The sequence below is a fragment of the Bradyrhizobium canariense genome (assembly GCF_900105125.1).
GTDB classification, from domain to species: domain Bacteria; phylum Pseudomonadota; class Alphaproteobacteria; order Rhizobiales; family Xanthobacteraceae; genus Bradyrhizobium; species Bradyrhizobium canariense_A.
Window position 1 is genome coordinate 1,343,747 of sequence record NZ_LT629750.1, and the last position, 14,013, is coordinate 1,357,759.

At 58.8% G+C, this 14,013-nt stretch carries 13 protein-coding genes; 7 read left to right on the forward strand and 6 right to left on the reverse strand.

All coding sequences use genetic code 11. The annotated features are described in order from the left end of the window. Positions 1-25 precede the first annotated feature (25 nt). The 6 genes from BLV09_RS06665 to BLV09_RS06685 all read left to right on the forward strand — a co-directional run bounded on the left by BLV09_RS06665 (position 26) and on the right by BLV09_RS06685 (position 5,820). Positions 26-1,285, forward strand: a complete 1,260-nt coding sequence (locus tag BLV09_RS06665; RefSeq protein ID WP_146686707.1) for a D-alanyl-D-alanine carboxypeptidase family protein — start codon at positions 26-28, stop codon at positions 1,283-1,285. A 2-nt stretch (positions 1,286-1,287) separates the two neighbouring features. Next, positions 1,288-1,980 carry a dTMP kinase gene (tmk, locus tag BLV09_RS06670; protein ID WP_146686708.1) on the forward strand — a complete coding sequence of 231 codons (693 nt, stop codon included), beginning with the start codon at positions 1,288-1,290 and terminating at the stop codon, positions 1,978-1,980. Then, entirely contained in the window at positions 1,977-3,020 is a 1,044-nt protein-coding gene (locus BLV09_RS06675) for a DNA polymerase III subunit delta' (RefSeq protein ID WP_146686709.1), read from the forward strand. The genes tmk and BLV09_RS06675 overlap by 4 nt, the downstream gene beginning before the upstream one ends. 34 nt (positions 3,021-3,054) lie before the next feature. After that, positions 3,055-3,375, forward strand: a complete 321-nt coding sequence (locus BLV09_RS37930) for a hypothetical protein (protein WP_244548983.1) — start codon at positions 3,055-3,057, stop codon at positions 3,373-3,375. Positions 3,376-3,448: 73 nt separating this feature from the next. Beyond that, on the forward strand, positions 3,449-5,014 hold the full coding sequence (gene metG / locus BLV09_RS06680; protein WP_244548984.1) for a methionine--tRNA ligase: 1,566 nt from the start codon (positions 3,449-3,451) through the stop codon (positions 5,012-5,014). 14 nt (positions 5,015-5,028) lie between these two features. Then, positions 5,029-5,820, forward strand: coding sequence for a TatD family hydrolase (locus BLV09_RS06685; RefSeq protein WP_146686711.1), 792 nt, complete (start codon positions 5,029-5,031; stop codon positions 5,818-5,820). A 79-nt stretch (positions 5,821-5,899) separates the two neighbouring features. Here the strand turns inward: BLV09_RS06685 and BLV09_RS06690 are convergent, their stop codons facing one another. From BLV09_RS06690 to BLV09_RS06700, 3 genes are all read right to left on the reverse strand, one after another. After that, entirely contained in the window at positions 5,900-6,661 is a 762-nt protein-coding gene (locus tag BLV09_RS06690; protein ID WP_146686712.1) for a glycosyltransferase family 2 protein, read from the reverse strand. A 150-nt stretch (positions 6,662-6,811) separates the two neighbouring features. Further along, on the reverse strand, positions 6,812-7,294 hold the full coding sequence (locus tag BLV09_RS06695) for a hypothetical protein (RefSeq protein ID WP_244548985.1): 483 nt from the start codon (positions 7,292-7,294) through the stop codon (positions 6,812-6,814). A gap of 66 nt (positions 7,295-7,360) precedes the next feature. Continuing rightward, positions 7,361-7,867 carry a hypothetical protein gene (locus tag BLV09_RS06700; protein WP_100381794.1) on the reverse strand — a complete coding sequence of 169 codons (507 nt, stop codon included), beginning with the start codon at positions 7,865-7,867 and terminating at the stop codon, positions 7,361-7,363. Between the two features lie 169 nt (positions 7,868-8,036). Here BLV09_RS06700 and BLV09_RS06705 point away from each other — a divergent pair, with 169 nt between their 5' ends. After that, positions 8,037-9,710: a hypothetical protein gene (locus tag BLV09_RS06705; protein ID WP_146686713.1), complete on the forward strand. Its 1,674-nt coding sequence runs from the start codon at positions 8,037-8,039 to the stop codon at positions 9,708-9,710. 98 nt (positions 9,711-9,808) lie between these two features. On the opposite strand, the gene BLV09_RS06710 is transcribed toward BLV09_RS06705, so the two are convergent. The 3 genes from BLV09_RS06710 to BLV09_RS06720 all read right to left on the reverse strand — a co-directional run bounded on the left by BLV09_RS06710 (position 9,809) and on the right by BLV09_RS06720 (position 13,970). Further along, on the reverse strand, positions 9,809-10,843 hold the full coding sequence (locus BLV09_RS06710; RefSeq protein ID WP_146686714.1) for a Gfo/Idh/MocA family protein: 1,035 nt from the start codon (positions 10,841-10,843) through the stop codon (positions 9,809-9,811). Positions 10,844-10,848: 5 nt separating this feature from the next. After that, positions 10,849-12,063, reverse strand: coding sequence for a methyltransferase domain-containing protein (locus tag BLV09_RS06715; protein ID WP_146686715.1), 1,215 nt, complete (start codon positions 12,061-12,063; stop codon positions 10,849-10,851). Positions 12,064-12,257: 194 nt separating this feature from the next. Next, a complete protein-coding gene (locus tag BLV09_RS06720) occupies positions 12,258-13,970 on the reverse strand; it encodes a hypothetical protein (RefSeq protein WP_146686716.1) in 1,713 nt (570 codons plus the stop codon). Positions 13,971-14,013: the final 43 nt, after the last annotated feature.

Below are 14,013 nucleotides of genomic sequence, written 5' to 3' on the forward strand. Positions count from 1 at the left end.
GAACGCCGCGCTCAGGACATCGTTGATGGCAGTCGAACTACCACGCTCCCGCGCATCAAGCTCCGCCGACGCCCGCCTTTGGCGCGGCCTGATTGCAGCTGCCCTCGCGATAACGGTCGGCTGGGGCAGCCTGGTACACGCCGCCAACCACAGCGTGCAGGGTGCCGCGAAAGAGGAGGGCGGTTTCGAGGGGGACGCGCCGACCGCGATCCTGATCGAAGCCACCAGCGGCAGCGTGCTGTTCGAGAAGAACGCCGACGAGCTGCGCGCGCCGTCCAGCATGATGAAGCTGATGACCGCCGAAGTGGTTCTGCACGCGCTCAAGCAGGGCGACATCAAACTGACCGACGAATACCGGATCAGCGAGAATGCCTGGCGCAAGGGCGGCGCCCCCTCGGGCACCTCGACCATGTTTGCAGCCCTCAACAGCAAGGTTTCGGTCGACGATCTCTTGCACGGCGCCATCATCCAGAGCGGCAACGACGCCTGTATCGCGCTGGCGGAGGGGATGGCCGGCAACGAGCAGAGCTTCGCCGCTGATATGATGACCAAACGCGCCCGCGAGCTCGGCCTGACCCAATCGACCTTCGCCAATTCCAACGGTCTGCCCGATCCCGGCAACAAGATGACCGTGCGCGAACTGGCCAAGCTGGCGCGTTACATCATGCTGACCTATCCGGAATCCTACAAATTATTCGGCGAGAAGGAATTCACCTGGAACAAGATCCGGCAGCTGAACCGCAACCCGCTATTGACGTCGCTCGAAGGCGCCGATGGGCTCAAGACCGGCTACACCAAAGAGGGCGGCTACGGCATGGTCGGCTCGGCCGTGCAGAACGGGATACGGCTGATCGTCGTCGTCAACGGGCTTGAGGATTCCGAAGACCGTGCGTCCGAAGCCAAGAAAATGCTTGAATGGGGATTCCGTAATTTCGAAGTGAAAACCCTGTTCGCGGCGCAGCAACCGATCGGCTATGCCAAGGTGTTCGGCGGCGACAGCGGCTCGGTCAAGCTCTCCAGTCCCGAACCGGTCAAGGTGATGGTGCAAAAGAATGGAAACGATAAATTGATCGCGCGCATCGTCTATAACGGACCGGTGCGTGCGCCGATCGCGCCCGGTCAGCAAGTTGGCGTGGTCAAGGTCTGGCGAAACGCCAATATCGCCGTGGAGACGCCGATTTACACGTCAGAAGCGATCGGCAAGGGATCGACGATGCGGCGGGCGGTGGACGGTGTGAGCGAACTCGTGATCGGAATGTTTCGCGCGGGCGCCGAGAAGCTCTGAGCATGGCCGAGGCAGCGGTCAAACGATCTCCCGGACGCGGACGGTTCATCACGTTTGAAGGCGGTGAGGGATCTGGCAAATCCACGCAGATCAAGACGCTTGCAGAACGTCTCAACGCGGCGAAGTTGCGCATCCTCGTGACCCGCGAGCCGGGTGGATCGCCGGGCGCCGAAATCATCCGGCATCTCGTGTTGTCCGGAATGGGCAAGCTGCTGGGTCCGGACGCGGAAACGCTATTGTTTGCGGCCGCGCGCGATGACCACGTGCGTACCGTGATCCAGCCAGCCTTGAACCAGGGAACATGGGTGCTGTGCGACCGATTCTCCGATTCGACACGCGTCTATCAGGGCAGGCTCGGGCACGTTTCACCTGAGGTCCTCAATGCAATGGAGCGCGTGACCATCGGCGATCTCAAGCCCGATCTGACGATTATTCTGGATGTCCCGGTGGAGGTCGGTATGCAGCGCGCGGCGGCGCGCCGCGGCACCGGCGCGCCCGACCGGTTCGAGGCCGAAGACGTCAGGTTTCATCAGGAGTTGCGCGAGGGATATCGGCAGATCGCAGCAAGCGAGCCACAGCGATGCGTGCTGATCGACGCCAACGCCGATCCCGCCACGGTTGCTGCGAATATCTGGGCCGTCGTGCGCGACCGTTTGTTCGCGGTCAATGCCGGTAACGCGGTCAATTCAGCATGAGCGCACGCCAGACCGAACCCCAGATCGCCGTTCAGCATCCGCGCGAAACCGCCTGTTTATTCGGACATCGCGAAGCCGAGATGGCGCTGTTAAACGCCTATCGCAGCGGGCGTATCCCGCACGCCTGGCTGATCGGCGGCGCACAGGGCATCGGCAAGGCGACGTTGGCCTATCGCACGGCCAGATTCGTGCTCACGCATCGCAATCCGCTAGCGACCGACGTGCAACGCGCCGAAACGCTTGAGGTCGATCCGGCTGATTCCGTCGCGCGCCACGTTGCGGCAGGCGCGCATGGCGGCCTGCTGACACTGGAGCGCACGGTCAATGACAAGGGCGCGATGCGGACCGTCATCACCGTCGACGAGACCCGGGAGACCATTTCGTTCTTCGGATCGACCGCGGCGGTGGATGGCTGGCGGGTCTGCATTGTCGACACCGTCGATGAACTCAATCCCAATGCGGCCAATGCGTTGCTGAAGGTGCTTGAGGAGCCGCCGCAACGGTCGCTGTTCCTGCTCGTCAGCCACGCGCCGGCGCGGGTTCTGCCGACCATTCTCTCGCGCTGCCGAAAGCTGATGTTACGCCCGCTGGCCACGGACGATGTGATCCGCGCCGCCGCTCAAGCCGCCAGCATCGCGATCGATGACCCTGCGCTGGCCGAGGCGGCCGAGGCCGCGGAAGGGAGCATCGCGCGTGCGCTGACATTGCTTGGCGGCGACGCCCTCAAACTTCAGCAGCGGACCGCGGTGCTGTTGGCGATGCTGCCGCGCCTCGACGCGCGTGAACTGCATGCGCTGGGCGACTCGCTCGGCGGCAGCGACCGGGTTGCGCTTACAGCCTTTATCGATAGCGTCGATCGCTGGGTCAGCGAGCGCCTGCGTGCCGACGTCAATGCCAATGCGAACCTGCCCCGCCTTGCACGACTGGCGGAGGTATGGGAAAAGATCAATCGCGCCGCGCGCGATGCCGAAGCTTATAATCTTGAACGAAAGCCGCTGGTTTTCTCGGTGTTCGGGCTGCTTGCGGAAGCAACGCAGTAACACACCTCGCCAGATTATTTTTCGGCAATCCCGTTTGAACAATAGAGGAATTTGTGGTGGCGACGCCCAAGAGACAATCTTCGAAGAAAACTTCCAACAAGCGATCCGCAAAGAAAGCTCGCAAATCGCAGCCCGCCCGCGCCACCAAGGCTGCCGCGGCGAAGAAACGCGCGAAGAAGAGCAAGCGCATCGTCAAGAAAGCCAAAAAGAACGCCAGGAAAACGGCGAAGAAAATCGTCAAAAAAACAACGAAGAAGACAGCAAAGAAAACGACGAAGAAAATCGCGGTAAAAAGGCTTCCCGGGAATCCTGCGAAGAAAGCGACGGCGAAGGATCCCAGTCCAGCGCCACTTAAAACGGCCGCAAAAACACCGCCGGTCCCCGCGAAATCGGCAGCCGGAACCACGCACGAGCAGGCTCCTCGTGTCGTGAAGCCTGCGGCTGCAACGGCGCGAAACTCCTACTACATCACGACCGCGATCGCGTATCCGAACGGCACGCCGCATATCGGTCACGCCTATGAGGCGATCGCGACCGATGCCCTGGCGCGCTTCCAGCGGCTCGATGGCAAGGATGTGTTTTTCCTCACCGGCACCGATGAGCATGGTCTGAAGATGATCCAGACCGCGCAGAACGAGGGGATGTCGCCGGCCGATCTGGCCACGCGCAACGCCAGCCGCTTCAAGGAAATGGATGAACGCCTGAACGTTTCGTTCGACCGATTTATCCGCACCTCAGAGCCGGCGCATCATCGTTCGGTTCAGACGGTCTGGAATCGCATGCAGCAGGCCGGCGACATCTACATCGACGCCTATTCCGGCTGGTATTCGGTGCGCGACGAGGCTTACTACGCCGAAGACGAGACCACCCTCGGCGAGGACAATGTACGCCGTGGACCGCAGGGCACGCCGGTCGAGTGGGTCGAGGAGAAGAGCTATTTCTTCAAACTCTCGGCCTATCAGGACAAACTGCTCGCGCTCTACAACGATCAGCCCGATTTCATCGGACCGGACTCACGCCGCAACGAAGTCATGAGCTTCGTGAAAGGCGGGCTGAAGGATCTCTCGATCTCACGCACCACGTTCGATTGGGGGGTCAAGGTGCCGAATGATCCCGAGCACGTGATGTACGTCTGGGTCGACGCATTGACAAACTACATCACCGGCGTCGGCTTTCCCGACGAGAGCGCCGAGAACTGGCACTACTGGCCGGCTGATGTGCACATCATCGGCAAGGACATCATTCGCTTTCACGCGGTATACTGGCCGGCGTTCCTGATGTCGGCCGGCATTCCCGTGCAGAAGCGTGTCTACGCGCACGGCTTCCTGTTCAACAGGGGCGAGAAGATGTCGAAATCGGTCGGCAATGTCGTCGACCCCTTCAATCTCGCCGATCAATATGGCGTCGACCAGATGCGCTATTTCTTCCTGCGCGAGGTGCCGTTCGGACAGGACGGCAGCTATAACCACGAAGCCATCGTCGCACGCATCAATGCCGATCTCGCCAACGATCTCGGCAATCTGGCGCAGCGCTCGCTGTCGATGATCGCGAAGCAATACGGCGGCGTGCTGCCCGAGCCCGGCGCCTTCAGTGACAACGACCAGGCTATTCTCACCCAGGCCGACGGCATGATCGGCCTGGCCCGAACGGCGATGGGCACGCAGCAGATTCATCACTGGTTAAATGCCGTCTGGGCCGTGGTGGCCGAAGCCAATCGCTATTTCGCGGGTGAAGCGCCTTGGGCGCTGGCGAAAACCGATCCTGCACGCCAGCGCACCGTTTTGTATGTGACCGCCGAGGTAGTCCGTCAAATCGCCATCCTGGCGCAACCGGCGATGCCGGAGGCCTCGGCAAAGCTGCTGGATATTCTCGGCATTCCCGACGGGAATACGTCGCGCGATTTCGCGGCACTTGGCGCTCGGATCACATCCGGCACTGTGTTGCCGGCACCTGCGCCGGTGTTCCCGCGTTACATCGAACCAACGGACGCCTGAACGATTTGAAGCCGATGCTGATCGACAGCCATTGCCACCTTGATTTTCCGGATTTTGCCGACGATCTCGACGCCGTTGTCGGGCGCGCCGAGGGTGCCGGGATCAAGCGCATCGTCACCATCTCAACCCGGGTGAGGCGGCTTAACGCGTTGCTGGAGATCACCGCACGCTTTCCACACGTCTATTGCTCGGTCGGCACCCATCCGCATCAGGCCGACGAAGAAGACGGCATTCCCGCCGGCGAACTGATCGAGCTGACAAGACATCCCAAGGTCGTGGCCCTGGGCGAGGCCGGGCTGGACTATTTCTATGAGCACGGCTCCCGCGAGGCCCAGGAGCGCGGCTTTCGTACGCATATCGCAGCCGCGCGCGCAACCGGACTGCCACTGGTCATTCATACCCGTGAAGCAGATGAGGACTGCGGCCGCATCCTCGAAGATGAAATGGCCCAAGGGTCGTTCCGTGCCGTGCTGCATTGTTACACCGGCGGGCGCGAGCTTGCGATGAAAGCAATCGCCCTGGGTCTTTCGATTTCGTTCACGGGGATTCTGACCTTCAAGAAATCGCAAGCCTTGCGCGATCTCGCGGCCGAGCTGCCGGCCGATCGCATCATGGTCGAAACCGACGCGCCATATCTCGCCCCCGGCAAATTCCGCGGCAAACGCAACGAACCGTCTTATGTCGTGGAAACCGCCAAGGTGCTGGCGGAAACGCGCGGCGTTTCGCTGGAGGAGATTTCGCGGCAAACGACCGAGAACTTCTTCCGCCTGTTCAGCAAAGTACCGGCCGCTCAAACGGCCGCATGACGCGGATCGTCATCGATCCTCGCCTGACCTGCATAAACAGCTGATCGACGCGAAGGTCCGACCGTCGAGTGGCCGATCGCTAACGCGGAGTCGTCCGTCCGGTATGAGCAGGAATTTGACCGGCATCGATGTTGCGGATCGGAACACGACGGAGCAGGGAGATGATGGTGATGCCAAGCTCGTAATAAGTGCGCGGACGCAGCGCTCGTGAGGAGCCCTTCAGTTCCGCGTTCAGGCTGACCGGAACCTGTACGTGGGTGAGACCGAGCTGTAACAGCGAGATCAACGCGCAGATCTGATAACCATAGCCGTCGGCCTTGACGGGTATCTGCCGCAGCCATCTTACCGGATAGATAATCATGCTGTGATAGTCGAACAGCCAGAAACCGAACATGCAGTTCAGAACAAATCGAAGCGAATGCGACTGTATCGAGCGATTGAGCGAGCGGTCCGACTGATTGTCACGATAGGTGATCACGATATCGGCGGCGCCTGCCGCCTTGAACATTCTGGCAATGCCTTCGTTTTGAAAGGCGTGATCGCCGGGGATCAGGGTGATCCCGTCAAACTTCGCCCGTAACAAGGCGGACTTGAAGGCCGCGCCGACCCCTTGCCGTTGCGCGTGATGAACGACCACAACGCGCGGCTCCTGGGCTGCAAAACCATCCATGATCGCCCCCGTGGCGTCGGTACTTCCATCGTCGATCAGGATGATTTCAAAGTCGTCGAGCAAATCGCGGGCAAGTGGCAAGATGCCATCTATCGTGTCGGCAATCTTCTCTTGCTCATTGAGAGCCGGAACGACGATCGTAAGCCTTCTGGCCGGCCTAGGAGATGACATCGTATGCTGTACCGATTTCGTGTGACTTGAGATTAGTGAAGGAGGAGGTTCGCTACGGCAATCAAGGGTCTTAATGCTCTACGTTATTCGAAGGCAGTAAACAATACCGGCGCAGCCTTTTCGGAATTGCGAGGTGACCCCGCAAGTAGTTCATAAGTCTTGTGTTTTTTTCAAGGGGCTCGTTGAATCGGAAAAGTCGTACAGGCCAGTATCGCCGATCGCGAACGCGCGGCGCAGTCGTGCGATGCGGGCCGCCAACTTCCGGCCAGCCGCAGTCGCCACGAAGGAAGAGCCGACGCACTCGGCAAAGCCGGCCTCGACCAGGATATCGGTTCTGCCACGGAATAGATTCGGAACCTGGTGCTCGACAATGTCTGAAAGGAGAACCTCGCGGTTGGGCCGTTTGGCCAAATCGAGCAGGATTTCGAGCGAAACTGATTTGTAGACTGCACCAAAAGCAAAAATGTAACTCATGGCGCCAAAGCTGAAGATCGATGCGGCGTCCCAGTATCGGAATTGCTGCACGGTCATGACGCCCAGCGCCACACTGGCGAGATGCGAAATGATGGCGGCGATCGCGAGAACGATCACCGGTGGAATGGGCAAGGCCGCAAGTCGCGCGATGAATTGCATGGCGCGCGCCATGATGACGAACAACACGACCCCGATGATTCCGCAGGCGAACGACATCATTGCCATCTATCCAAGACCCGTCGCGAAGCGAACTAATTTGACGAGACGCACCACCGCCATGCCCGTGGGTGTCACGGCGATCTTGCCATCGGCGGAAACCACCATTCCGGAACCAAGCAGCAGTTTCAGACGGTTATGCGCGAACGTGCTCAGATCTCCGCCTTGCATGTAGGCGGCGGCCCATTGCTCCGACGTGATAGGTTGTCCGGTCTGCGCAAGCGCCGTCAGCAACGTCAGCGTAAAGCCCCAGGCCAGCAGGCTCCAAAGCACATAGGACAGTATGATCGCCGTCGCCAAAAGCAGGATGCCACCAAGGACGTCATCGAACTGCCGATCACCGGGCAGTGCGAAGCACGCGATCGCAAAAAGTCCCACGGCGGTAGCACAGCCGATTCGAAAACGGCTGCCAGCGCCGCGAATGCCGGGGATCCGCGCGTAGCACAGCAACAGAAATGGAAGCGCGACGCTTAGACAAATCGCGGTGGTTTGCGCTGGGCCCGGTAAAATGCTCATTGCAGAAGATCACCCGGCCAGGCGTCGATACGCTGTGCCGCCCCTCGGTCTGTTCGGCAGTCTATATGAGGTCGGATTTTCCCGGTCAATGACCCGCTGAGGCGGTAGCCAGTGTCCGCTTGCGCCGGTCCGGTCCGCATGACAGGTTTCCGCCCCTCAAGGAGCAAAAATGCCGTCTCTCCGCAGCACTAAAACGTTCACTCCGCTTTATGCCATAACAATCCTGCTGGTTCTCCTGCTGGCCGCTCATGCGCCGATGACGTTGAATGACGGCCTTTTCATGGATGACTGGCTGGTGCTTAAGCTTCGCCCGGATTACGTGGTCGATCTCGATTTCCTATTGAACGGCGCCGGTCATCCGATTTTTTTTAGCTATGATTACATCGCCAATCTGACGGGCAATCCGGTCCTGCTGATGAAGGTATTGGCGCTTGCGGGCATTTTTTGCGGAGCCGTCTGCCTGCTGCTGGCAGCAACGCGCCTCAATCTGCTGACGCGGCCCGAGGCCGTAGGATTTGCGCTAATCGTTTGGACCTATCCCGGCTATCAGCTTTGGGCTGGCAAGGCGAACGCTGTTTATGTCTTCAGCTTCGGTCTTTTCTTCGTTGGCGCATGGTTACTGACACTCGCTTTCAGTATCAAGGGTATACGGCATGTCCTGCTTCGTATCGCGACCGCGATGGTGTTTTTTTTAAGCTTTGCGCTCAACTCGACAATGGTGCTGTACGCGTTTGCGATGCTCGGTCTGCTCGTTGCGGTATGGCGTGACAACGATCAGGAACAAAGTGCGATCCAGCGCGCGTTCTGGTCAGCCTGGCGTTGCGCGACGGGATACCCAGAGTTGGTGGTACTTCCCCTGATCTATTGGGGCGTGCTCAACATTTGGTTCAAACGCGTCGGCGTATATGCTGGACACTATAACGCCCATCTTCCGACGTTCCCGGAACTGATGGATGGCTGGTCGGCTTTCTTTCTCTCCGGATACAGAGACGTTCTGACAAATGTCGCCCGAGCGGCGCTCGACAGCCGGGCTCCGTTCATACTGGCCGCTCTTTTCATCATTATCGGCTTTCTTCTGCTGCGCCTCGACACGAAACGGTCCCGCCTGTCCGAACATCCGATCGCGCTGCCGTTGTTACTTGGCCCGGCTCTCTTTCTAGCGCTGTCGCTGCCTTATCTCATCGCTGGTCTACGGCCCGCCGGTAATTTTTACGAAAGCCGCCATCTGCTGATGTTCGGCTTGCCACTGGCATTGAGTCTTCTCGCCGTCAAGCGTTTGGCGGAGATATCGATTGGTGAAGGAGCTGCCTTCGCCAGCGTCTTCGGACTAGGATCGATTTTGTCCATTGCCATGCTGTGGAACGGCTATGTTTTCATGCAGGCGAGGGTGCTGAAGCAGGCCGCCTTGTCCAGCCATCTCGTCAGCATGGCGAAGCCGGCTGCGACGGTGTTCGGTGTCGATGATGGTTTTCTCGATTATCCGTCACGGTATTCGCCGTCCGGTATCGCCGAGGCCAGCGGCATGCTGCGGCTCGCCTGGGGCGATCAGCCGCTGTTTGGATTTACCATGCGGGCGGAGCGGCCAACGATCCTGCAAGAAATGGAATTTCTCCGGACCGCCGAAGGCAGTGCATTTCATAATATCGATCCATCTGGTCCGCAGGCGACTATTTCATTCCAGCCGGGTCCGGCTGCCGCGCCCAATGCCGTGTTGGTAAGGCACTATTATGCTTGCCGGTTGCTGGCGCGTTGCGACGTTTCGGCGTTCCTGATGCAACTGGCGCTCGTCAAGATCGAGGTCGGGCCGATCGCCGGCGTAACGCCACTCGATCCTTCGAACTAGTTCTTCTGTCGCGCAAGCCGGCAATCGCGTGGCAGCTACAGCATGATCGCGAGGAGTGAACCCCGGTATTTGGAATCCGATCAAGCGAAATCAAACTTCTAGTCGCCGGCGTGCCGTTTCCAGGTCGCCTCTGCAAGCGCGATGTCGGTGACCGAATCTTCGCCGGATGCCAACGGTTGTAAGTTGCCAACGATATCCGACACGAACGCTTCGGCCTGTCGTTGGAATGACCAGCTATGGCCGCGCGACAGGTGCGAGATCTGCCCGCCATCATCGAATATCACCCGTGCTTCTTCCGCAACGAAGGGCGCAGGCAACTCAATGGTCAACGCGCCGCGTTCGAAGGCGATCTCGAGACCCTCCCGCCAAGCACCGGTGCCTGCGTTGGATAATTCCAAGGCACAAGCAATACCGCCGAAATTGAGGGTCAACGTTGCAGCGTTGGAAGCCGCCACGTTGCTTTCCACGAGCGTAGGCGACGCGCCCAGCACGTAACGTGCAAGATTGATGATGTGACTGAAGACGTTCAAAAAGGTATCGTAGCCCGGCCGCATGGCTGCCGGCATCCAGTCCGGGCCATCTCGCCAAAGCTCAAGTCCGTCTGGACGCTGTTCCGCGGTCATAACGAAGCTGTCGGGCACTCCTCCCGTGGCTCCGCCCAAGCACCACCCGCGAGCACGGACGATACGCCCAAGCGATCCGTCTCTCCGAAGGCGCTCTAACAGCAACATCGCCTGTGCCACGCCGGCGTCGTGACGCTTCATGTAGCCGACGCTATAGACGAGATTTCGCTGCCGGGCGGCATCTACGAGTATAGTTGCTTGCGCCGTCGTATAAGCCATCGGCTTTTCCGACAGCACATGCCGGCCGCTGTTCAACGCGTCCAGCACAATTGGGCCGGTAGCGCTGCGCCGAGTGACCACGACGACACCGGTCACCTCGCTATCCCCCAGCATTTCCCGGTGCGAGCGATAAATCCGTGGAACGCCGAATTTTGTCGCCGCGGCGGCAGCCAATTCCGGGCGAAGATCGGCGATCGCGACAACCCGGCATGCTGGATTGGTTACAAAGTTGGCGAGGTGGCACATCTGGCCAACCATGCCCGCGCCGATGATGCCAATGCCCGTCGTCAATTCTATTAAGCCTCAGGTGAGGTGTCGAAACGTCTGCGCAGAACGAGGAAATGCGTGGGCATTCCCCATGCTGATATGAATGACGGGCTCGAATTCGTTATGCGAACGATCCCATCGATATCCCTATTCTGCACCGCGCCAAAGATATCTTCGAGCGCCGCGATCAGGGTTTCAAAGTTGTTCATCGCGGCATTATCGTCGACCAGAATAGCCGCGCGGCTAACGGCCTGCCTCAACGCCTTCAGTCCTGAAAGAAAAACGGGCAACCGGTCGCCAAAAGGATCTTCGATCAGCGAATCGACGTCGGATACCAGCTTGTGGACGAGTCCTGTGATTGCCTCGACCTCATCCGCGTCGCCGACCAGATATATTTTTTGGCCGGCGAGAAAGCTGATCGGGCTCCGTTTCAAATGGCCGGTATCCCTCTTCAACAGGTCGGCTGCCGACAATTCCTTCTTGTGCCAATAGATATCAAGCGCATCCCGATAGAGCGGCCAGGATGAATGCAGATCGAATCCGTGATCGTCGGCCATACGACACAGGGTTGGAGCATCCAGGAAGTAGCGCAGCCGGACAAACGGATTTTCAAGAACATCGCGAACCCAGGAGCTGAATGCGCGCGTATGCGGGATACTGTTCCATTTGGTCTCATACAGCTTCTGTGCCGCTGGCTCCGGTGCCAGCCCCGTCAAGGACTTGCAGGCTGAATGTATCGCCTTCAACACCAATTCGATGAACGTACCGTGTGTCTCATAATAGGATACGATCGCGTATCCTCCGGGCTTCAGTTTTTCGCTAAAAACTCTCAACCAGAGACTGGTCGGCTGCACCGTATAGATGAAGCCTTCAGCATCGATGACATCATACTTTTCTTCGCCCGAGAATCCTTCGATATCGTCGTCCCGAAGCCTCAGCAGCCTGTCGTTCAAGCCAAAACGTTCGAAATAATTCCTGATCTGACCATGCGCACGCAGGTTTGGCTCCGCCAGCGTCAGATTCGCGCCCCATAGTGCGAACACCAGGGCGTTCTCGCCGGAGTCCGGACCGAATTCGAGCACGTTCGCTCGGTTGAAAATCTGTAGCGGCAGCATCAGCTTTTCGACGAAGACGGTGCGACGCGCGAGAGCGTATCGCTCGAGTTTCGATGCGCTTTCGAAATTTCCGAACGTCGGCAGAAACTGCTCATGCTCGTAGTACTGAAAGAGTTTGTCGTAGGCCATTTGGGGATCCTAGTAGCTGGCAAAGATCGATGGAGTTCTTGCGTGACCTCTAAGGTAAGACGTTTCGCTGGAGAACATCCGGCAAGAATCTTCGGTCAAAAACGGACGGGCAGGCCTACATTGCGTAACCGATACGTGACTGCGATTACCGTGCAGCACGACATTTCGCGCTAACATAAATAACAGGTATTTCTTCAGCCTCCGGCAGATGTGGCTTCGCAACTCGAAACGGGGAGTGCCAACAGCCATAGCAACGCTTGTACTCCCACTCGGCGACACGGAGGCCGATATTCGGCCCTCGCAAGCGGCGACGGCTGTTCGCCGGTCAGTTTCACGAGTTCGCCCAAGCCGCCGGTCGCGGTGGACGACCTGCTAAGTACGGCCGCCATCAAATCGACCATGCTGATGTCATCGAGCGCAGCAATGCCGGGCGCTGGACGATATAACCATATTTCACGCCGTTGGGGACAGGGGAAACTGTCCAGATAGGATACCGGACAAACGCCGTGCGGAACAATATCGGGATTGGTGAAATCACCGCAAGTGTCGGTATAGATGAAATTTTGCGGCGTACGGTCGTCGCGTAATATGGTTTGAGCGGCGTTCATGTCGTTTGCGCCAAGGCATCGGCCTCGAAAAAACAACGGCACATTTGTTTGGATTTTCAGTTCGACAAGCTTTGGTCCTGGGTCTGCAAGCAATGCTGCCCGAGTTTGCCGCTGCAGATCACTGGTTACGAGGCCATCATAGAGCAGCCACTTTGAATCATGGGCCATCGACAGCGCGAAAACCGCGATCGCACCGCCGGCGATCGCGGCACGCAATCGAGATGGTGGAACGCATTGAATGGCGGTCGCCAGCAACAGCAGGACGCCGAATTGCGAGGGAAACAGCAGCCTCGATTCCGCCCGCGTCACGTCCCCGTAGATGCCGACCAGGGCATACGGAAGTGCGCCCAGCAAGGTAACCGTTACCCCCAACAATATCAGTAGAGTGGTGTGCGCGCTCGACTTCAGCAGCCATGTGGTGCGGAATAGCCGGCTTCCGAGCAAGGCGAATCCCGCAATAACCGCAAGCACCAGCACGGCCGAGACACGGTGCCCTAAAAATGCGAATCCGTATTCGTACGCGTAGGACAGGGCACGGGGAAACGCGCGAAGATGGGCGGACAATGCCGCCTTCACGACGCCGATGTTGTGCACTGGCAAATATTGGTTCTCGTAATGGCCGCTCTTTCCCATGATCGTCAGACGCAGCACGATGACCACGGCAATCGCCACCCAAAAAGGGATCAGTCTCGCGAGCCAGGCCGTCCATCGTTCGCCCGCACGATAGGCTAGAAGCAAACGCAGCGGTTCGAGGGCCATCAGCGTTTCAAGCGAAAGCGAAAAAAACAGACTTAACGGCGCGATCCACCGGAGCACACGTGATCGCGAATTCATCAGTACATAGGACAACAAATAGAAGACCAGAAAGAAATCGTACACGGCATTGAGCGTCAACCGGATCGCGTAAAATGGGCTGAGCAGGAAAAGCGCCGTCGTGAGGGCGGCGATCGCTCGCGTGTACGGAGACGACGACAGGGCTCGATAAAGCAAAGCGCCGCTCAAAAGGTGGCAACTCAACCCGATAATTCGCGCCGCGACGTTGGGCGTCGCTTGTCCGAGAGAAACAAATATCTCCATCGGGACCGCATAGCCGCCGTGAGCCACCTGCCACATCATGCGTGCGACGCTGGCTGCTCCCTCGGTCCAATACGCGTAGTAGACGGTCCAGTCGTCGCCGACGAGCCCGCGCGCAAATAGCGCTGGAACGCTTGTAAGAAAAGCGAGCGTCCCGGCGACCCATACATAGGCTAAGCCTGATCGTGAATCCGTCCCGTCTTCCTGCGTTTCTGAGATGTTCATTATGCGAAGATCGTCATTCGATCGGTGCAATTTTCGATCACAG